18 protein-coding genes are annotated in these 19873 nt (G+C 69.5%); 10 read left to right on the top strand and 8 right to left on the bottom strand.

Annotated elements, in window-relative coordinates:
* Positions 1–16: 16 nt before the first annotated feature.
* Positions 17–556 carry a hypothetical protein gene (locus C5B97_RS09180; RefSeq protein WP_104311791.1) on the top strand — a complete coding sequence of 180 codons (540 nt, stop codon included), beginning with the start codon at positions 17–19 and terminating at the stop codon, positions 554–556.
* Here C5B97_RS09180 and C5B97_RS09185 read toward each other — a convergent pair.
* Positions 546–1451: an NAD(P)-dependent oxidoreductase gene (locus tag C5B97_RS09185; protein ID WP_104311792.1), complete on the bottom strand. Its 906-nt coding sequence runs from the start codon at positions 1449–1451 to the stop codon at positions 546–548. The two genes, C5B97_RS09180 and C5B97_RS09185, sit on opposite strands and share 11 nt — an antisense overlap.
* A gap of 98 nt (positions 1452–1549) precedes the next feature.
* On the opposite strand from C5B97_RS09185, the gene C5B97_RS09190 reads away from it, so the two are divergent.
* The 3 genes from C5B97_RS09190 to C5B97_RS09200 all read left to right on the top strand — a co-directional run bounded on the left by C5B97_RS09190 (position 1550) and on the right by C5B97_RS09200 (position 4986).
* Positions 1550–2728, top strand: a complete 1179-nt coding sequence (locus C5B97_RS09190) for an aminotransferase class I/II-fold pyridoxal phosphate-dependent enzyme (protein WP_104311793.1) — start codon at positions 1550–1552, stop codon at positions 2726–2728.
* Positions 2729–2834: 106 nt separating this feature from the next.
* Positions 2835–3536 carry an ABC transporter ATP-binding protein gene (locus tag C5B97_RS09195; protein ID WP_104311794.1) on the top strand — a complete coding sequence of 234 codons (702 nt, stop codon included), beginning with the start codon at positions 2835–2837 and terminating at the stop codon, positions 3534–3536.
* Complete coding sequence (locus tag C5B97_RS09200; RefSeq protein ID WP_146080777.1) at positions 3490–4986, top strand: hypothetical protein; 1497 nt, start codon at positions 3490–3492, stop codon at positions 4984–4986. Before C5B97_RS09195 ends, C5B97_RS09200 begins: the two co-directional genes overlap by 47 nt.
* Here the strand turns inward: C5B97_RS09200 and C5B97_RS09205 are convergent.
* Positions 4971–5534, bottom strand: coding sequence for a dihydrofolate reductase family protein (locus C5B97_RS09205; RefSeq protein WP_104311796.1), 564 nt, complete (start codon positions 5532–5534; stop codon positions 4971–4973). The two genes, C5B97_RS09200 and C5B97_RS09205, sit on opposite strands and share 16 nt — an antisense overlap.
* Before the next feature lie 84 nt (positions 5535–5618).
* Between C5B97_RS09205 and C5B97_RS09210 the strand changes: the two genes are divergently transcribed.
* A complete protein-coding gene (locus C5B97_RS09210) occupies positions 5619–6662 on the top strand; it encodes an LLM class flavin-dependent oxidoreductase (protein ID WP_104311797.1) in 1044 nt (347 codons plus the stop codon).
* A gap of 30 nt (positions 6663–6692) precedes the next feature.
* Here C5B97_RS09210 and C5B97_RS09215 read toward each other — a convergent pair whose 3' ends face one another.
* Entirely contained in the window at positions 6693–7256 is a 564-nt protein-coding gene (locus tag C5B97_RS09215; RefSeq protein ID WP_104311798.1) for a dihydrofolate reductase family protein, read from the bottom strand.
* A 43-nt stretch (positions 7257–7299) separates the two neighbouring features.
* On the opposite strand from C5B97_RS09215, the gene C5B97_RS09220 reads away from it, so the two are divergent.
* Positions 7300–9162 carry an HNH endonuclease signature motif containing protein gene (locus tag C5B97_RS09220; protein WP_146080778.1) on the top strand — a complete coding sequence of 621 codons (1863 nt, stop codon included), beginning with the start codon at positions 7300–7302 and terminating at the stop codon, positions 9160–9162.
* Between the two features lie 358 nt (positions 9163–9520).
* Here C5B97_RS09220 and C5B97_RS09225 read toward each other — a convergent pair whose 3' ends face one another.
* Positions 9521–10330 carry a LysR substrate-binding domain-containing protein gene (locus C5B97_RS09225; protein ID WP_104311800.1) on the bottom strand — a complete coding sequence of 270 codons (810 nt, stop codon included), beginning with the start codon at positions 10328–10330 and terminating at the stop codon, positions 9521–9523.
* Between the two features lie 114 nt (positions 10331–10444).
* Between C5B97_RS09225 and C5B97_RS09230 the strand changes: the two genes are divergently transcribed.
* Positions 10445–10801 (top strand): DUF5997 family protein, encoded by a 357-nt coding sequence (locus C5B97_RS09230; protein WP_104312560.1) that lies wholly within the window; start codon positions 10445–10447, stop codon positions 10799–10801.
* Positions 10802–10808: 7 nt separating this feature from the next.
* Positions 10809–11387, top strand: coding sequence for an MOSC domain-containing protein (locus tag C5B97_RS09235; protein ID WP_104311801.1), 579 nt, complete (start codon positions 10809–10811; stop codon positions 11385–11387).
* A gap of 392 nt (positions 11388–11779) precedes the next feature.
* Here the strand turns inward: C5B97_RS09235 and C5B97_RS09240 are convergent, their stop codons facing one another.
* The 3 genes from C5B97_RS09240 to C5B97_RS09250 are packed head-to-tail and all read right to left on the bottom strand — an operon-like array spanning position 11780 to position 14929.
* A complete protein-coding gene (locus tag C5B97_RS09240) occupies positions 11780–13216 on the bottom strand; it encodes an NAD(P)/FAD-dependent oxidoreductase (RefSeq protein ID WP_104311802.1) in 1437 nt (478 codons plus the stop codon).
* On the bottom strand, positions 13206–13847 hold the full coding sequence (locus tag C5B97_RS09245) for an MBL fold metallo-hydrolase (RefSeq protein WP_258068091.1): 642 nt from the start codon (positions 13845–13847) through the stop codon (positions 13206–13208). The genes C5B97_RS09240 and C5B97_RS09245 overlap by 11 nt, the downstream gene beginning before the upstream one ends.
* A complete protein-coding gene (locus C5B97_RS09250; protein WP_104311803.1) occupies positions 13844–14929 on the bottom strand; it encodes an S-(hydroxymethyl)mycothiol dehydrogenase in 1086 nt (361 codons plus the stop codon). Before C5B97_RS09250 ends, C5B97_RS09245 begins: the two co-directional genes overlap by 4 nt.
* A 28-nt stretch (positions 14930–14957) precedes the next feature.
* On the opposite strand from C5B97_RS09250, the gene C5B97_RS09255 reads away from it, so the two are divergent.
* Positions 14958–15893, top strand: a complete 936-nt coding sequence (locus C5B97_RS09255) for a DUF4031 domain-containing protein (protein ID WP_104311804.1) — start codon at positions 14958–14960, stop codon at positions 15891–15893.
* 50 nt (positions 15894–15943) lie between these two features.
* Here the strand turns inward: C5B97_RS09255 and C5B97_RS09260 are convergent, their stop codons facing one another.
* Complete coding sequence (locus C5B97_RS09260) at positions 15944–18208, bottom strand: excinuclease ABC subunit UvrA (protein ID WP_104311805.1); 2265 nt, start codon at positions 18206–18208, stop codon at positions 15944–15946.
* A 112-nt stretch (positions 18209–18320) separates the two neighbouring features.
* On the opposite strand from C5B97_RS09260, the gene mgtE reads away from it, so the two are divergent.
* Positions 18321–19673 (top strand): magnesium transporter, encoded by a 1353-nt coding sequence (gene mgtE, locus C5B97_RS09265; RefSeq protein ID WP_104311806.1) that lies wholly within the window; start codon positions 18321–18323, stop codon positions 19671–19673.
* Positions 19674–19873: the final 200 nt, after the last annotated feature.

Below are 19873 nucleotides of genomic sequence, written 5' to 3' on the forward strand. Positions count from 1 at the left end.
ATCCGAGAGGGGACACATGGGAGTGCTCGTGCATCCAGACCGTCAGATGCACCTCGCCGTGCGGTCGGCCGTTGCAGATGGACGTCTTCGGGTGGTCGCCGAGCATCGCGGTGGCAACCCGTGGCTGCTTGCGCGGCCCGGTGACCACGCGCTCACGGAAGTCCGGACCAGGCACCTCGACCTGGTCATCCCCAGTCGCCTCGAGGGGGAGACGGCTACGGCAGTTGTGCTCCTGGCTCAGGGGCGGCGTTCCCTGGACGAGCTGGCCGACCTTCCCTCGCTCCTCTCGGGCGATGCAGTCATCATCGCGAAGGACGCGCGGGGCGCGGTTCGCGTTGAGGGGCCGCGAGCCGGTGGCCGGCGGGCAGCGTGGGTCGACGTTGGGTCGATGGTCTTCGCGAGCGACGACAGGACGCTCCTCGCTGCGGTCTTCCGGTCAGACGCAGCATCTGACGGAGGCCGCGGGCTCGCGGTCATCAGGGCGATCCCAACCGGCATGTGGCTGCACGTGATCGAGGGGGCGACCCCTCGCCTGCGTGCCGTCATCACCGTGTGACGGAGGCATACCAGTCCAGGTCTGCGCGAGACAATCTGAGGTCGCGGTCGGGATGCCCACGCCAGCCGGTTCGTCGACGCAGGAGCTCGCCGTCGTAGGTGTGCTCGACGAAGGCTCGCTGCAGCAGCTGCGGAGGCACCTCAGCGAGGCGCGGGTCGTCGACCGGGATGTCTTCCTCGGGGAGGTCGAGGCCGAGCCGACGCGTCACGCTCGTGAGCATCTCCCGGAATGTCGCGGGTTCGGGGTCTGCGGCATGGAAAATCGCGTCAGGAAGCTCCCCGGAGTCAGTGGCCAGGAGGACGATCTGCGCCGCCAGCGAGCTGACATGGACGGTCGAGAGGCGCGCGTTCCCACCGCCCACCCATCCACCCAGGGCGCGAACGCCCGCAAGCGCAGTCGGGATGAACCAGCGGTCGCCGCCCCCATACGTCAGGGCGGCCCTGACGACCGTGCCGCCAGCCGACAGCACATGGGCCTCGCCGGCGCTCCGCGACACGCTCGCCGCGGAAACCGGATGCATCGCGACCTCGCCTTCACGGGCGAGGCGGTGCGGGCCGGGGCCGTACACGGCGGTCGTGCTGACGGCGATCAGTCGCGCCCCCGACCGCGTGCACTCGCCAGCGAGAGCACGGGTTCCCGCGTCGTTGACGGAGGTGGCCATGCGCGGGACGTTCCCGACGTAGCCGGCTGCGTGGATCACGACATCTGCCCCCTCGGCGGCACCGACGATCGTCCTGGTCTCGGCGAGATCGCCGCGCACGACATCCACGCCTCGCGGGGCGCGGTCAGGTCCTCTCGACAGCACCCGGACACGAGTGACGTCCGGCATCGTGCGCAGCCGAGCGAGCACGGCCGTGCCCACGAATCCCGTCGCCCCCGTCAGAAGAATCTCCATGCCGCCCCCACCTCTGAACCGTTCCGATCAGCGTAGCTGGCACCACCGACGGCACCGCGCAGCGACGGCCGCGGTGCAGCTCCTGGCATTCTTGGACCATGAAGCTCTCGCATCGCGCCCAGACCGTCGAGCCGTTCCACGCCATGGCCTTCGGGCAGCGGGCGGCGGTTCTCGAGGCCGCTGGTCACCGGATCGTGAAGCTCTCGCTCGGCGAACCTGACTTCGGGGCACCGCCAGCCGTGCGCGACGCCATGCGCGAAGCCATGGACGGTCGTCCGCTGCCCTACACGGTCGCGCTCGGGCTCCCCGCCCTCCGCCAGGCGATCAGCGGTTTCTACCAGCTCCGCCACGGTGTCGACGTGGACCCGGCGCGCATCATCGTGACCTCAGGAGCATCCGCGGCGCTGCCGCTGGTCGTCGCCGCGACCACCGACAACGGCGACGACGTCCTCATGGCCGACCCCTCCTACCCGTGCAATCGTCAGCTGGTCGAGAGCTTCGGCGGCCGAGTCGTCAGCGCGCCGTCGACCGTCGGGTCTCGCTACCAGCTCGATCTCGCCAGCGTGCGGGCCGCCTGGAGCGAGCACACGAACGGGCTCATGGTGGCGACACCATCGAACCCGACCGGGACGTCGATACCGTTCGATGAACTCGAGGCGATCTGCGCGTTCGCCCGCGAACGCGGCGCGTGGCGCATCGTCGACGAGATCTACCTGAACCTCTCCGACCCCGGTGCTGACGGCACGCCTCCGCGGAGCGTCCTGAGCGTCGACCCGGACGCGATCGTCATCAACAGCTTCTCGAAGTACTTCGGCATGACGGGGTGGCGGCTCGGCTGGGCGGTGCTGCCGGAGGCCCTCGTGCCCGCCGTCGAGAAGCTGGCAACCAACTACTTCCTCTCGGCGTCGGCACCCGCGCAGCTGGCGGCGCTCGCCGCGTTCACGCCCGAGTCGCTCGACCTCTGCGAAGCGCGGCGCACTGAGCTGCGTGCGCGACGCGACCTCGTGCTGGATGGGCTCACCCGTATCGGGCTGCCTGTACCGGTTCTCCCAGACGGGGCGTTCTACGTGTACTTCGACGTGGCATCGACCGGTCTCTCCGCGTGGGATTTCTGTGGCCGAGCGCTCGAGGAGGCACACGTCGCCCTCACGCCTGGGCGCGATTTCGGGGCAGCGACGGGGGAGACGCACGTGCGGCTCTCCTACGCCTCCTCCACGACTGAACTGGTGGAGGGCCTGGAGCGCCTCGGTCATTTCCTGGAGACGCTTCGCGGCTGATCGCGGGCGGCGCCGCGTTCGTGACGTCGAGGTCCAGACGAACGCCGTGGGCCAGCTGCTGGCGACGTGACTTGCTCAGGGTCTGCGGGCACGGGAGGATGGTCGCATGCCAGCGGTCCGCGTCGAAGGAGCGTCCGTCAGACGCGGCGGCACCCTCGTGCTCGCCTCAGTCGATTTCGAGGTGGCTGCGGGCTCCATTTTGTGCCTGACCGGCGAGAACGGTTCTGGAAAGACCACGGTGTTGCGCACGCTCACAGGACAGGTCTCACCGAGTTCGGGCCACGTCCTCGTCGGTGGGGAACCCGTCGATGAACGGAGCTCAAAGTTCCGGCGAAGGCTCGCGGCGCTGCTCGGGTCCGTCCCCTTCTCCATGACGATGACCGCGCGGGAGCATCTCACCGCGGTGGCCGCCTCCTGGGGTGCCTCGGTTCGCGACGCCAATGCCAGCGCCGACGAGGTGCTCGCGCGTCTCGGCATCCTGGACCTTGCCGATCGCTTCCCGCACGAGCTGTCGTCCGGCCAGTTCCAGCTCCTCTCGCTGGCCACCGCACTCGCACGACCGTTCGAGGTGCTGGTGCTCGATGAGCCGGAGCAGCGCCTCGACGAGCACAGGCGCGAGCTGCTCGCCCGCATCCTGACCGAGGAGCGCGAGCGGGGAGCTGCGATCGTCGTGGCGACCCACAGTCGTCCCCTCATCTATGCGCTTGGTGCAGCCGAGCTGCGTCTCGGGGGCAGCCCCGGTGCCCGCGGCAGCACCCCAGATGACGGTCTCAGGACTGGCGGTGACGATGACCGCGCGGCGGCGTGAGGGCGCCTACCGGGTCTACCTCGCTGTCGCCGTTGGGCTCATCGCCGTTGCTCCCATCGTGCGGATGCTCTTCCTCGCGCTCCTGCAACCTGCGTCGATCGGCTGGCTGACCTCCGCGGACTTCCTCGAGCAGCTTCGTCTCCTCACGGCCGCAGTCGGCCCCGTCGGCATGCTCGTGGGTACTGTGCGAGGGCCGGCCCTCCTTGCCCCGTTCGCGACGGTGACGCTCGGCTCGAACCATCTCCCTAGGATGCTCACGCTGCGGCGCCCGTTCGTGAAGAGCCTGATCGTCGCGGCCGCGGTCTCCGCCGCTGTCGTGTGTCTGCCTGGAGCCGCGCTGGTGGTGGGCCTCGGCGCTCGGCCTCTGGCCGTGGTGGCCTGTGCTGTCGCAGCCGTGGCGGTGGCCTCGCTCGGCGTCGTGTCGGCGTTGCTCGGTCAGCTGCTCGTCGGCCCGCGGGTGTGGGCTGGCGCCCTGCTCCTGGGGGTCTGGGGTGCGTCTCCGTTGGGCGATGGCCAGTGGTTCGCAGCGTCTTGGGCTGGTCTGGTCGGCGACGCCGACGCCGGGATCATCGGCACAGTTCTGCTGGTCGCCGCGGCGGTTGTCGCGCTCGCCGCTGTGCCTGGCCTCCTCAATCGTCTGCGCGGTGACGCTCTGCTGCTGCAGGCGGGACGCCGCGAGTCGGCGTCTGTCGCGATTGCCACCGGCGAGCTGGCGGGAGCTGCGGCGACGTACCGAGAGCGCCCCACGACAGGAAGAAGGCTCAGTGCTGTGGTCGGTGGACCACGTGTCCTCCGGATGCTGGTCCGCGACGCGGTCGGAGCGATGCGGACGCCCCAGCGCACGGTGCTCGGCATTCTCGGCCTCGCGGTCGGAGCCGTGCTGCTCGGGTCGGCCACGGGACATTCGGGCGCTCCCGAGCTTGCGGGCGCGGCCGCGTCGACCGGCGCGATCGCTGGCATCGCCGCCGTCGCATCCGTGCTCATGTATCTCGCGCTGGGGACCTTCGCAGACGGCTTCCGGCACGCCGCCGACGCTGCGGTCGGCGCCGCCGTCTTCGGAACCCCGGTCGGAGAGCAGTTTCTCCTGCACGCGGTGTTCCCAGTGGCCCTCGTCGTGCTCGTCGTCGGCGCGGTCGTCGCGGTGTCAGGGGGTGGTCCGGTACCACTCCTCGTGGCCCTGGCCCTGGTCGCCGTCCGAGCATTCGATGCCGCGCGGGGTCACCTGCCTCCCCTCTTGCTGACGCCGATGCCGAGCGAGGTCGGTGACCTGTCGGTGATCGCGCGTCTCGCCTGGCAGTTCGATGGCGTGCTCCTCTCCGTTGCCCTCGGTCTCGGCCTCGCCTTGCCGTCGCTGGCAGGCGCGCCGGCGCTCTCGATTGCGACTCTCGCGGTCGCGACGCCGCTGCTCGCCCTCGCGACGACGACGAGGCTACGTCAGGGGCGCGGGTAACGGACCTCGTAGTGCGCGTGCACGAACTGGCCCTCGACGTGCGCCGACTTCAGGTGGAGCGCATCCGCCTCGATGCGACGGGGGAGCACCGGCGCCCCTGACTCGAGGGTGACGGGGGCGATGGACAGTCGGATCTCGTCGAGCTGCCCGGCCTCGTAGAACTGACCAGCCAGGTCGCCGCCACCGACCACCCACACATCGCCATCGCCGGCCGCCTCTGCGATCTCGCCGAAGTGGTCGCTGACGGCGTCTCGGACCAGGCGGATGTCGAGCCCGTCCGGGACCGGGAGCTCACGTGTCGTGAACACGAACGCCGGACGCTCGGCGTAGGAATCCCGCCACTTCTCGGGATGCTCGTCGAGCCCCTCATGGTTGTAGACCCACTCGTAGGTCGTCGAGCCCATGACGAGGGCACCGACGCCCTCGAGGAACGGGCCGAAGCTGTTGTCCTCAGGCTGCTCGACCACGAACAGCCAGTCGAGCGAGTTGTCGTCGTCTGCGATGAATCCGGAAAGCGTTGTCGCGGTGTTGTAGATCACGTTCGTCATGTCGGCACGGTACCCGCGGCCACCGACAAATCCGGTGGAGGACGGACCGGGAATGCCACGCAGGGCCCGAACGCTGTGTCCTGCATGCGCAAGAACATCGGCTTCCTCTCATTCGGACACTGGCACCCGTCACCCCAGTCGGGAACTCGGACCGGCGGTGATGCGCTCGTCCAGTCGATCGAGCTCGCCGTCGCCGCCGAGGAGCTCGGCATCGACGGCGCGTACTACCGGGTCCACCACTTCGCGCGGCAGCTGGCCGCGCCGTTTCCGCTGCTCGCAGCCGTCGGGGCGCGCACGAGCCGGATCGAGATCGGCACGGGCGTCATCGACATGCGCTACGAGAACCCCCTCTACATGGCTGAGGAGGCCGCCGCGGCCGACCTCATCAGCGCCCACTCCGGCGGAGAAGGCCGACTGCAGCTCGGGCTGAGCCGTGGCTCACCGGAGCCTGCCCAGAACGGCGCGCACGCGTTCGGCTTCACCCCGCCGGAAGGGAAGACCGACGACGATCTGGCCCGCGCGAAGACCGAGTTGTTCCGCGCGGCCATCACGGGTGCAGGTCTAGTCGAGGGCAACCCGCAGATGACGGGATCCAACGCCCCACTGCCCATCCAGCCGCGCTCGGCGGGCCTCGACGACCGCATCTGGTGGGGTTCCGGGAGCCGCGCGAGCGCGGTCTGGGTCGCCGAGCAGGGCATGAACCTCATGAGCTCGACCTTGCTCACCGAAGACACCGGTGTGCCATTCGACGAATTGCAGGCCGAGCAGATTCAGGGCTTCCGTGACGCGTGGGCGGCTGCAGGACACGAGCGCGAGCCGCGCGTCTCCGTCAGCCGCAGCGTCATTCCCATCACGACCGATGAAGACGTCACCTACTTCGGGGGACGCGGCGGCAGCGAAGGCGACCAGGTCGGCATGCTGGAGGGCATGCGCTCTCGGTTCGGGCGCACGTACCAGGGTGCTCCTGACCGCATCGCCGAAGAGCTGGCAGCGGACGCGGCGGTCCAGTCCGCAGACACGCTCCTGCTCACGGTGCCGAACCAGCTCGGAGTCGCCTACAACACGCGCCTGCTGGAGACCATCGCCGAACACGTCGCCCCCGCGATCGGCTGGTCGCGGAAAGCATGATGGTTCAGGTCATCGCCGCGGCGGCCCAGATCACCGGATAACGCGGTAGCGGAGGTGCACGACCCCTGATTCGAAGGTGCGCGAGTCCAGCAGCTCGAGCGCTGTGCGGCGGTTGTTCCGGGAGAAGAACGGGGTTCCGCCTCCCACGAGGACCGGGCAGATGCGAAGCAGGTATTCGTCGATCAGGTCGAGGTCGGCGACCTGGTGTGCGAGTTCCGCGCCACCGATGGCGATCGCGCCATCACCTGGCTCGTTCTTCAGCTGGGCGATCTCCTCGGCGAGCGTGCCGCCGGCGATCCGAGTCTTGCCCCGGACCTCGGTGATCGTGTTCGAGAAGACGATCTTCGGGAGGGCACGCCAGAGCTCTGCGAACTCCTCCTCGAGCTGCCCGTAGTCTCGCTCCTCATCGGTGGGCTCCCAGTAGACCATCGTCTCGTAGAGCCGACGCCCCATCAGGTGGGCGTCGGCACCACGAACCTCGTCGGTCGCCATGCGGAACACCTCCTCGCTGGGGTCGCCCCAGTCGAAGCTGCCGTCCTCGTCCTTGATGTAGCCGTCGAGCGTGAGGGCGAGTGAGTACGTGACCTTCCGCATGAGCGAACCTCCTTGTTCGAGGGTCTGAACCTACCACCGGCGAGTGGTGCCGCTCGAAGCGTGCGAGTGGTGCGCGAGACACGCACGGGACCTGGGCTTTTCTGCTGGATTTTCCGCGGCCACCTTAAATGTCGGTGGTCCGGTCCAACATGCAGGTATGTACTCGTACGACGGTGAACCGCTGAAGGTCCTGGGGCTTGACCCCCACGACCCGGCTTCGGTCGAGGCGTGGCGGAAGTTCCTGCTGGACTGGGATGCGGACCTCGCTGTCATGGCAGCCATCGTGGCTGCCGACCAGGTGCGGGTACGCGCGAAGTTGGCGGAGATGGCGTCGGTTCTCGATGCGCTCGACGGCACCGCGGAGCATGCCATGCACGTGCAGTCGGTCGCGGCGGAGGTCGCATTGATCGAGCAGGTCGGGCAGTCGGCGGCCGAAGGCGCGCTGTCGGATGCTGGCATCGCCGTTCACGAGTTCCCTGGTCTCGTCGACGCGCTCGGTGAGGGGAGCATCAGCGAAGAGCAGCTGCGGGTGCTCACGGGTGCCGGGTTGTCGGTCTCGCATGTCGATTCGGTCGAGCAGGGGGCGCGGCGGGGAGAGTTCGTGCGGGTGATGCTCGCCGAGCTGGGCTCGCGTGTGCTGCCGCCGAAGGCGCTGCGGATGGCCGCGGCTCGGGTCGCGGAGTCACTGACGGAGGAATCGGTGTCCGAGCGGCACGAGCGGGCGCGGAAGACCCGCTATGTGTCGGTGACGGCAACGGAGAACGGCATGTGCCTTCTGCGGGCGAGGCTCCCGCTGATCGAGGGGACGGCGATCGCCGACCGGCTGCGGAAGCAGGGCAAGGCGCTCATCAAGGCGCGACCGAAACCCGCGAACGCGAAATTCGCCAGGAGCGCGACGAGCGCCGGTACAGCCGGGAGGCGAGGCCCGTTCGGGGCAGGGGCAAATGCCGATGCCGATGCCGCTGCTGGCGCCCGCGCCGAGGCGCATGTCGATGTCGACGCCCGCACCGATGTCGCCGCCGATGTCGACGCCCGTGCCGGCGCCCATGTCGATGCCGGCGCCCACGCCGATATCGACGCAGCTGCCGACCCCGCCGTGGATGCGCCCGATGAGCGCACCATCGACGAAGTCAAGGCCGACCTGTTCGCGGATATGCTGCTCACGTCCGACCCGATGTCCTGCGCCACTGCGGCGGGCATTCAGGCGAACGTCGCCTTCACGATCCCGATCCTCTCTGCCCTCACCGCGCCGGGAAGAAACGGCGCGGCCCGTGATGCCAGTGCTGTTGCCGGTGCAGGCGTGAGCGGCCCTGATGGTACGGGCGGCGTCGTTGCCGGCGCCAGCCGCGCGTCAGGCGCTACCCGCCTCACCCCGGCTCCAGCTCTGCTCGACGGCATGGTCCCGGTTCCGCTCGAAGAGGCGATGCGCCTCGCCGCGAATGCGCCGTCGTTCCTCCGGATCCTCACCGACCCGATCACGGGCACCGTCGAAGCCGTCGACGGCTATCGCCCTACGGCGGCCATGCGGAACTTCCTGGCCGCGCGCGACATCCACTGTCGCTGGCCCGGTTGCCGACAACCCGCCGCGAGATGCGACCTCGACCACACCCACGCCTGGGAACACGGCGGCACCACAAACCTGGAGAACCTCTGCGGGCTCTGCAAACACCACCACGTCATGAAACACTCCACCGCCTGGAGTGTCGAACAACTCGGCGGCGGCATCCTCGACTGGCGCACCCCAAGCGGCAAAGCGCGCACAGACAGACCCGAGCACCACGACGTCTACTTCACCCCCAACGACGACTACCTCACGCCGGGAGAGTCATCGCCAGCAAACCGCGGGACGAGTCCGCCCGCTGCCGAGCCCCCGGAAACGAGAGCAGCAGATGAAGCTCCGTTCTGACCGAGGCCCCAGGGTTCGCGGCCCGGCAGCGCCGACAGGCGCTACCGATTGGCGACACGCTTCGGTCAGCCGGGCGACACCGCCTGGCCGGGCGACAGCGGTTGGCCGGGCGACACCGCTTGGCCGGGCGACACCGCTTCGCCGGGCGACAGCGGTTGGCCGGGCGACAGCGGTTGGCCGGGCGACACCGCTTCGCCGGGCTACACCGCTTCGCCGGGCTACACCGCTTCGCCGGGCTACACCGCTTCGCCGGGCGGCACGACATGCGCCGTGTGCCCCTGATTCGGCGCCTGGCGCGCGCAGACCCGACGGAGGAGGACGGGCAGCGTCCGAGACGCGTACAGAATCTTTGCCGGGCTTAGCGGCGTTTGCGCTTCCCGCCCGAGCCGCCAGCCTTGGCCCGCTTCGCAGCCAGCTGGGCGCCACGGCTCGTGCCGGACGACGTGCCGATCCGCTTTGCGGTCGCCCGCTTCTTCTGCTGCTCCTTCACCCGGCGCTCAGCCTCGGCGAGCGCCTGCTGCTCCTCCCGCTGCAACGCCGCCGACTTCGCGCCCGTGCGGCCTCGCGAGCTCCCGGCCGTCCGTCCCCGGACGATGCCAACGAACTCCTCCGTGTCGAGGCGATCATCCTCAGCGGCCCAGATGATCGACACCGGAACCCGGGGGAGATCGCTGATGACCCGGTAGGTGACATCCTTCCGCGCGTGCTGCCGAGCGACGGACTGCGGGACGACGGCAACTCCAGCGCCTCCGGCCACCAGCTCCATCGCATCCGCCGCGTCGGTGGTCATGGCCGACGCGCCCGAGTCGAGACCGAGCCGCTCAGCGGCCTCCGCCCAATCCGGCGTCCAAGCTGCCAGCACCAGCTGCCAGTCGTCGAGCTCCTCGAGCCGCAGCGGCTCGTCGACATCGAGGTCCGACTCGACGGCGACCACGGCCACCACATCCTCGGCGAACAGGTCGATGGCGTTCACGCCATCACGGTCGAAGGGATGGCGCACGAAGGCGACCTGCGCAGCATCGTCGAGGACAAGCTGGCGAGCCTCGGCCGCGTGCACGGTCGTGAACTCCAGCGGCGTCTCCGCTCGTCGCCCCTCCCACACACGAGACCACTTGCGTGGATTGATGCCGGGGGCGAGAGCGACCGTGAGGTGCGTCGGAGTCTCCATGCCCGCAAGGCTACTGGGTACGATGCACAGATGAGCGAATCAGAGGGCACCTCGACCGACAACCAGCCGACGGACGAGAACCAGACCGCAGCCGAGCGCGGTTCCGAACAGACCATGAAACCGGCCACCGCAGCCAAGAAGCTCGGCATCTACCTGCCGGCCACCCCGGGGACGTTCCAGGAGACCCCGCTCACCCGCAGCGCCTTCCTCGAACTGCAGGAGACCCCGCCAGAGTGGCTCCAAGAGCTGCGCCGCACCGGCCCCCACCCGCGCGACGTCGTCGCCCGCAAACTCGGCATCACCAACTCCGGCCTCGCCAGGGGCGGCGTCACCGAAGCACTCACGACCGCCGAGATCCAGACGCTCCTCGAAGAGGCCCCGTCATGGCTCTCCCACGAGCGCGGCGTCCAGGCGAAGGTCCGCGCCGAGGACGCCCGCGTCGCCAAGCTGCACGCCAAGCGCGCCAACTGAGCCGACCTTGGCCAGTCTGCTCGCCGTCTGCGCCGTCGCGCAGCTCCGCCGGGACCCCGGCGCCATCGGCGTGACCGCCATCGACAAGCGCCCCGTCGATGGGGCCGTCAAGGTTGGCCGCTACGGGGTCTACGGCGACGTGCAAGCGGACCGCAAGCATCACGGCGGCCTCGACCAGGCCGTCTACGCCTACTCTCAGTCCGACGCCGACTACTGGGCGGCAGAGCTCGGACGAGACCTCCCACCGGGGTTCTTCGGCGAGAACCTCCGCATCGACGGGCTCGACGTCAACGAGCTCCGTGTCGGCGACACCCTCCGCATCGGCGACCCGACCTCGGCGAGTTCGTCCCGCAGCGTCGAGCTCGTCGTCACCGCCCCACGGGTTCCGTGCCAGACCTTCGCCCGCTGGGTCGGCGGCCACGACGAACGTGGCTGGGTCAGACGATTCGGCTCGACCGGCCGTGTTGGCGCGTACCTGCGCGTCGCGAAGACGGGCAGGGTCGCCGCGGGTGACGCCATCGAGATCGTTCCGGGTGCCGTCGGAGCGCCGACCGTGCGAGAGGTCTTCGCCGGCGCTGGCGCCTGAAGCCGGGCCCCGCGTCAGGAACGCGACGGACAGGCACCTACGCAGGCGCCCAAGGCAGGCACCCAAGGCAGGCACTCAGGGCAGGAGTCCAAGGGCAGGAGTCCAAGGGCAGGCACTCAGGGCGGGAGCCCGAGGGCAGTCGTCGGAGGGCAGGCCCTCAGGGCAAGCGTCCGTGGGCAGTCGTCTGAGGGCAGGCGCCCGAGTGCAGTCGTCCGAGGGCAGGCCCTCAGGGCACGCGCCCGAGTGCAGACGCCCGAGGACAGGCGAGCGCGGACACTCGCCCAAGGCAGGCGCCCGAGGATAGGGGCCGGGGGCAGGCGAGCATGCATCGAGCACCCGCCCCCGTGCCGCCAGCCCCCGGGCCGCCCAGCGCTGCCCCCGTGCGCCGTCCGCTACTCGGGGCGCCCGTAGGCCTCGAGGAGACGCAGCCAGAGTTCGCTCATCGTCGGGAACGACGGCACCGCGTGCCAGAGCCTCGACAGCGGCACCTCCCCGACGACTGCGATCGTCGCCGCGTGCAGCAGCTCGCCCACGTCTGGCCCGACCATGGTGAATCCGACGATGACGCCTCGGTCCTCGTCGACGACCATCCGGGCCGTGCCCTCGTATCCCTCGGCGTGCAGCGACGCCCCGGAGACCTTGCCGATCGGGACGTCGACCGACCGCACACGAAGGCCCTGCTTCTCCGCGGCCGTGCTCGTGAGACCGACCGCCGCGACCTCGGGGTCCGAGTAGACCAGCTGCGGCACCGCGACGTGGTCGGCCGTGGCCACGTGGGCGCCCCACGGCCCGTCGTCGAGAGCACGGCCCGCGGCCCGAGCCGCGATCGCGTCGCCTGCAGCCCGAGCCTGATACTTGCCCTGGTGGGTGAGGAGCGCGCGATGGTTCACGTCGCCCGCCGCGTACAGCCAGTCGGTGCCTCGCACCAGCATCGTGTCGTCCACGTCGATCCACGAACCAGGCTCGAGCCCGGCCACCTCGAGGCCCACGTCGTCGGTGCGCGGGACGCGGCCCGTCGCGACGAGCAGCTCATCGCTCTCGAGGACGCGACCATCGTCAACACTCACCGCGACGCGGCCAGCAGCGTCCCGGGCCACGCTCGACGGCGAAGCGCCGAGGATGACCTCCGCACCCCGGGAGCGCAGGGCGTCAGCCACCGCCTTCCCGGCGAACTCCTCGAACCCGCCGAGCACGCGGCTCCGGACGAGCAGCGTCACCTTCGCACCGAGGTCCGTGTACGCGGTCGCGATCTCGACCGCCACGACACCACCGCCGATGATCGTGATCGACTCGGGGATGCGCTTGACGGCGGTCGCCTCTCGGCTCGTCCACGGGGACGCGTCGGCGAGGCCGGTGATATCGGGCAGCAGCGCCGCCGAACCGGTCGCGATGACCACGGCGACCCTCGCCGCGTACGTGGTGTCGCCGACGGTGACCTGACGTTCTCCCGTCAGACGCGCGTGCCCGCGGACCAGGTCGATGCCTGCGCCAGACAGCCACTTCACCTGACCCTCGTCGTCCCAATCGGAGACGTAGGAGTCGCGCCGGGCGAGAACGGCCGAGACGTCGAGGTCGCCGGTCGCGGCTTCCCGAGCGCCGGGGACTGCGCGCGCCGCGCGGAGCGCTGAACCGCTGCGGAGGAGCGCCTTCGACGGGATGCATGCCCAATACGAGCACTCGCCGCCGACGAGCTCCTTCTCGACGATGAGCGCCCTGAGGCCGCCACGCACCGCGCGGTCCGCGACGTTCTCGCCGACTGGGCCCGCGCCGATCACGATCACGTCGTAGGCGGATGCGTCGGCTGCCCCGGCCTGTGTGTCAGTGACCACGCGCGATCCATTCCTCGAGATGCCCAGCTTCCGCGCCGATCGACGTCGCGTCGCCGTGTCCCGTGAACACCGTCGTCTCCGGGGGCAGGGTCAGCAGCCGCTCCGAGATCGAGGCGATGATCGTCCCGAAGTCGCTGTAGCTGCGTCCCGTAGCGCCCGGGCCGCCGTTGAAGAGCGTGTCGCCGCTGAAGAGCGTTCCGAGCGCCGGCGCGTAGAAGCACACCGACCCGGGCGAATGGCCTGGGGTGTGCAGCACCTGCAGGTCGACCTCGTCGATCAGGATGCGGTCGTCGTCGGCGAGCTCGATGTCGGGTGCCGTGTCGGGGTAGACGGCGTCCCAGAGCATCCGGTCGCCGCCGTGCAGCGCGATGGGCGCGTCGACGAGAGAAGCGAACTCCCGTGCCGCCGCGATGTGGTCGTCGTGCCCGTGCGTGAGGAGGACCCGGCGCACGCGCCGATCTCCCACCGCGTCCCGGACCGCCTGCGCGTCGTGGGCAGGGTCGATGACCACCACGTCATCGTCGTCGCCGATGAGGTACACGTTGTTGTCGACGTCCCACGTCCCCCCGTCGAGGGAGAACGTGCCGCTCGTCACGATGCGATCGATGCGCACCTTCCCGTGGCCGCTCACAGCTCCACCACCGATCGGAGGACGGTGCCGTCCTTCATCCGCTCGAACGACGCCTCGATGTCCTCGATCCCGATGCGCTCCGACACGAACGCGTCGAGGTCCAGCCTGCCAAGACGGTACTGCTCGACGAGCATCGGGAAGTCGCGGCTCGGGAGGCAGTCGCCGTACCAGGAAGACTTCAGGGAACCGCCTCGACCGAACACATCGAGCAGCGGGAGCTCGAGGCTCATCTCGGGGGTCGGCACCCCGACCAGGACAACCCGGCCAGCGAGGTCGCGCGCGTAGAACGCCTGCTTGTACGTCTCCGGCCGTCCGACTGCTTCGATGACGACGTCGGCGCCGAAGCCGCCCGTGAGGGCGCGGACGCCCTCGACGACGTCCTCTTCGCGGGAGTTGATGGTGTGGGTTGCGCCGAAGTGCGCCGCACGCTCGAGCTTCGCCGCGTCGATGTCGACGGCGATGATCGTGGTGGCCCCTGCGAGGGCGGCACCGGCGATGGCCGCCATGCCGACGCCACCGCAGCCGATGACCGCGACCGACTCGCCGCGCTTCACCTCGCCGGTGTTGATCGCGGCTCCGATGCCAGCCATGACACCGCAGCCGAGGAGGCCGACCGCCGCCGCGTCCGACTCCTCGTCAACCTTCGTGCACTGTCCGGCGGCGACGAGCGTCTTCTCGATGAAGGCGCCGATGCCCAGCGCGGGGGAGAGCTCGGTCCCGTCCTCGAGCGTCATCTTCTGCGTCGCGTTGTGCGTGTTGAAGCAGTACTGCGGCTGCCCCTTCGCGCAGGCGCGGCACTCGCCGCACACGGCGCGCCAGTTCAGGATGACCCGGTCGCCGACCTCGATCTCGGTCACACCCTCGCCGATCGCCGACACACGACCCGTGGCCTCGTGACCGAGCAGGAACGGGAAGTCGTCGCTGATCCCACCCTGCTGATAGTGGAGATCGGTGTGACAGACACCGCTCGTGATGATGTCGACCACGGCTTCGCCTGGCCCCGGATCGGGGACCAGCACCGTCTCAATCGACACCGGTTCGTTCTTGCCACGGACAACTGCACCTTTGACACGGGAGACCATGTGGCAAGGGTAGTCGTAGTCTCTCTGGATGGTCATCCTGATCGATCCGCCCGTCTGGCCCGCGCACGGCACGACCTTCTCGCATCTCGTCTCCGACTCGGCCCTCGGAGAGCTGCACGAGTTCGCGGCGCGGGCCGGCATTCGAGACCGGGCGTTCGACGTCGACCACTACGACGTGCCGGCCGAGCAGTACGAGGCCCTCGTCGCGCTCGGGGCCGAGCCGGTCTCGGGCTCCACGCTCGTGCGCCGCCTCGTCGCCGGTGGCGTGCGGGTGCCAGCCAGGGACCGGCCGAAGCGAGCCCGCCTCACCCTGATGCGCCGCTGGGACGAGCTCGGAATGGGGGACGATCAGCAGTCGGCGACGGATGCTCTCCGCGACGACCTGCTCGACGCCTGGTCAAGCCCCGCCCGCCACTACCACGACGCCACACACCTGCTCTCGGTGCTCGACGCCATCGACACCATGCGCCTCCGGGCCGCCGAGCTCGGCGCCTCGCTGAGCGAGCGGGAGCTGCTCACGGCCCGACTCGCCGCCTGGTTCCACGACGCCGTCTACGAGGGCGCCGCGGGCGACGACGAGCGAGCGAGCGCCGCCCTCGCCGTGGAGCGGCTCGGTGCCCTGGGTCTGGCACCCGGGCTCGTCGGCGACGTCGAGCGCCTCGTGCTGGCGACGATCGACCACGAGGTCCAGCGAGGGGATGCGGCGGGGGAGGTCTTCATGGACGCGGACCTCGCCGTGCTCGCCAGGACCGAGGACGGCTACGCGCGCTACGTCGCCCTCGTGCGGCGCGACTACGCGCACGTCACCGACGAGCAGTGGCGCGTCGGCCGAGCGTCGGTGCTTCGCGCGCTCCTCGGATCTGCACGCCTCTTCGTCTCGCCTGCGGCCCCCGAGGACTGGGAGCCGCGAGCACGACGCAACCTCGAGCGCGAGCTGAAGGGTCTCGAGGCGAGCGCGAGCTGACCGGCCGCGCCGGCTGGCCTGCGTCGGCCCATCAAGGCGCCGCGCGAACGTCAGTCTCCGCGACGCTCCGCGCCGACGTAGCGCGCCAGATGCTGCCCGGTGAGGGTCGAGGAGTCGCCGACGAGCTGCGCGGGGGTTCCCTCGAACACGACGGAGCCCCCGTCGTGCCCGGCACCCGGCCCGATGTCGATGATCCAGTCGGCGTGCGCCATGACGGCCTGATGGTGCTCGATGACGATGACCGACTTCCCCGACTCGACGAGCCGGTCGAGGAGCGAGAGCAGCTGCCGCACATCCGCGAGGTGCAGGCCCGTCGTCGGCTCGTCGAGCACGTAGACGCCGCCCTTCTCGGCCATGTGGATGGCGAGCTTGAGGCGCTGACGCTCACCGCCCGAGAGCGTCGTGAGCGGCTGGCCAAGGCCGAGATAGCCGAGCCCGACGTCGACGAGCCGCGCGAGCACCTTGTTGGCCGGTCCCGTGGCGAAGAAGTCGTGGGCCTCGTCGATCGACATCGAGAGCACCTCGCTGATGTTCTTCCCGTCGAGCGTGTACTGCAGCACCTCAGCCTGGAAGCGCTTCCCTTCGCACTCCTCGCAGACGGTCGACACGGCCGCCATCATCGCGAGGTCGGTGAAGATCACCCCGAGGCCGTTGCACTTCGGGCAGGCCCCCGACGAGTTCGCGCTGAACAGGCCGGGCTTGACGCCGTTGGCCTTCGCGAAGGCCGTGCGGATCGCGTCCAGCACCCCCGTGTACGTGGCCGGCGTGCTCCGTCGAGACCCGCGGATCGACGTCTGGTCGACGACCACGACGTTCGCCGACTTCGGGATAGACCCGTGGATGAGGGAGCTCTTGCCGGACCCGGCGACTCCGGTCACGACCGTGAGTACCCCGAGCGGGATGTCGACGTCCACGTCCTTGAGGTTGTGGCGCGTCGCGCCGCGGATCTCGAGGCTCGACGTCGAGGTCCGCGTCGTCTCCTTCAGCGAGACGCGGTCGTCGAGGTGCTTGCCCGTGAGCGTGCCAGAGACGCGCAGCCCCTCGACCGTGCCTTCGAACATTAGCTCGCCGCCGCCCGAACCTGCACGCGGGCCGAGGTCCACGACGTGGTCGGCGATCGCGATCGTCTCCGGCTTGTGCTCCACGACGAGCACCGTGTTGCCCTTGTCGCGCAGGCGCAGCAGCAGCTCGTTCATGCGCTGGATGTCGTGCGGGTGCAGCCCGACCGTCGGCTCGTCGAACACGTAGGTGATGTCGGTGAGGCTGGAGCCGAGGTGGCGCACCATCTTCACTCGCTGCGCCTCACCGCCGGAGAGGCTGCCTGATTCGCGGTCGAGGCTGAGGTAGCCGAGCCCGATGTTCACGAGCGAGTCGAGGGTCTCCTGGAGCGTCGCGATGGCGGGCGCCACCTGCGGGTCCTGCACGCCCGCCATGAAGACGGCCAGGTCGCTGATCTGCATCGACGAGCAGTCGGCGATGTTCGTGCCGTCGATGCGGCAGGCGAGGGCAGCCTGGTTCAGGCGCGTCCCCTCGCAGTCTGGGCAGGCTGTGAAGGTGACGGCCCGATCCATGAACGCGCGGATCGCCGGTTGGACCGCCTCGGGGTCTTTCGACAGGATCGACTTCTGGATGCGCGGGACGAGCCCCTCGTACGTCATGTTCATGTTGAGGGCGGGAACATGGACCTTCGTCGCCTCCTTGTAGAGGAAGTCCTGGAGCTCCTGGTCGGAGTACTCGGCGACCTTCTTGTCGCCGTCGAGGAACGGCGCCTCGGAGTAGCCGCGCACCATCCACCCGTCGATCTTGTAGCCGGGGATCGTGATGGCACCCTCGTTGAGCGACTTCGAGCGGTCGACGACCTCGTCCAGATCGAGGTCGGTGACGCGGCCGATTCCCTCGCAGCGCGGGCACATGCCCTCCGCGAGGTTGAAGCTGAAGTGTCCGGCCGGCCCGGCCGAGGGCGTCCCGAGCCTCGAGAAGATGATGCGCAGCATGGTGTGCGCGTCGGTGGCCGTGCCCACCGTGGAGCGCGCGTTCGAGCCCATCCGCTCCTGGTCGACGACGATCGACGCGCTCAGCCCCTCCAGCACCTCGACGTCGGGCCTCGCCAGGCTCGGCATGAACGACTGCACGAACGCGGTGTACGTCTCGTTGATGAGCCGCTGGGATTCCGCGGCGATCGTGCCGAAGACGAGCGAGCTCTTTCCCGAGCCGGACACGCCGGTGAAGACCGTCAGCTTGCGCTTCGGGATGTCGACGTCGACTCCCTTGAGGTTGTTCTCGCGAGCACCGCGAACGCGGATGGTTTCATACATGCAGTGATCGTAGCGAGCGGGACGCGGATCGGAGCGGGCAGCCGGACCTTGGTATGGACCGGATGCGGCGCGGGCGACCGGTGCGACGCCTCAGTGTGCTTGCATTCCCCATATGCCCCCGTTCCACTCTCTCGATGATCTCGTCGAATTCGTGACCACCGAACTCGCCCGCGGAGACCTCAGCGCTGTCGCGTCTGCGCTGGCGAACGCGCCGATGCCCGACGTCGCCGTGCTGCTCGAACGGCTACCTGCCGGCGACGCCGGGGTCGCGTTCCGGCTCCTGCCGAAGGACGAAGCCATGACCGTCTTCGAACGCATGGACGCACCCGCGCAGCGCGAGGTCGTGACGCAGCTCTCCGATACCGATGTCGCGAGGGTGTTCTCGGAGCTCGACCCCGACGACCGGGTCGCCCTCATGGACGAGCTCCCGGCGAAGATCGCGAAGCGGCTCATCCAGGAGCTGCCGGCGGATGAGCGCGGCGAGACGGCCATCATCCTGGGCTACCCGGTCGGTTCCGTCGGCAGGCGCATGACCCCCGACTACGTGCACGTCTACCCGCACGAGCTCGTCAGGGTCGCCCTCGAGCGCATCCAGCAGCGTGGCGGCAGCGCGGAGACCATCTACACGATCCCCGTCATCGACGACGGGCGGCATCTCCTCGGTGTCGTGAGCCTTCGGGAGCTGTTCTTCGCCGGCCCTGACGACACGGTCGAGAAGCACATGGCGACGGCCCTCTACGCGCACGCCGACGACGACGCTGAGGTGACCGCACGCACCCTGGTCGACCGGGGCGTTCTGGCCATGCCGATCGTCGACCGCGAGAACAGACTCATCGGGCTGCTCACGGGCGACGACGCCCACCGGATGGTCGAGGCCGCTCGAGACGAGGACGAGGCTCACGCGGGCGCAGCCGAACCCCTCCGGCGCCCGTATCTGACGACACCGGTCTTCGCCGTCGTCCGCTCCCGGATCGTCTGGCTGTTCGTGCTGGCGGTTTCCGCGATCCTGACGGTGAGCGTGCTCGAGCTCTTCGAGGCGACCCTCGAGCAGCAGGTGGCGCTCGCACTGTTCATCCCGCTCCTGACCGGCATCGGCGGCAACACCGGTTCCCAGGCGGCGACCACGGTCACGAGAGCCCTCGCGATGGGGGAGGTACGCCCCAGGAACGCCTGGCCGGTCGCCCTCAAGGAGCTGAGGACCGGTGTCGTCCTCGGTGTCACCCTCGGGGCAGTCGCCTTCGCCGTGGCGACGACCTTCTATGGTGCCGGCATCGGCACGGTCATCGGGCTCACCCTGCTGTCGGTCTGCACGATCTCGGCGACCGTGGGCGGCGTCATGCCGCTCGTCGCGAAGTCCATCCGGGTCGACCCCGCCGTGTTCTCGACGCCATTCATCTCCACGTTCTGCGACGCGACGGGACTCATCGTGTACTTCTCGATCGCCAAGTCGGTTCTGGGCATCTGAGCCGAGACACGCCCGAGCGAACGCAATCCAAGAATGCGCTCCGTCAGCCCGAGACCCGGTGAATTCATGGGCGTTCGCGCGCTTTGGCGTCGCAAATAGGAGAAATGGGGCAGCGAAACCCGCGCTTGATCTCCGAATCCGGCGAAGCGGCCCGGGGCGCCGAGTGAACGTATACAACGCGCGTGTCCCCAAAACCGTAT

This window comes from Pseudoclavibacter sp. RFBB5 (genome assembly GCF_002931555.1).
Taxonomy (GTDB): Bacteria; Actinomycetota; Actinomycetes; order Actinomycetales; family Microbacteriaceae; genus Pseudoclavibacter.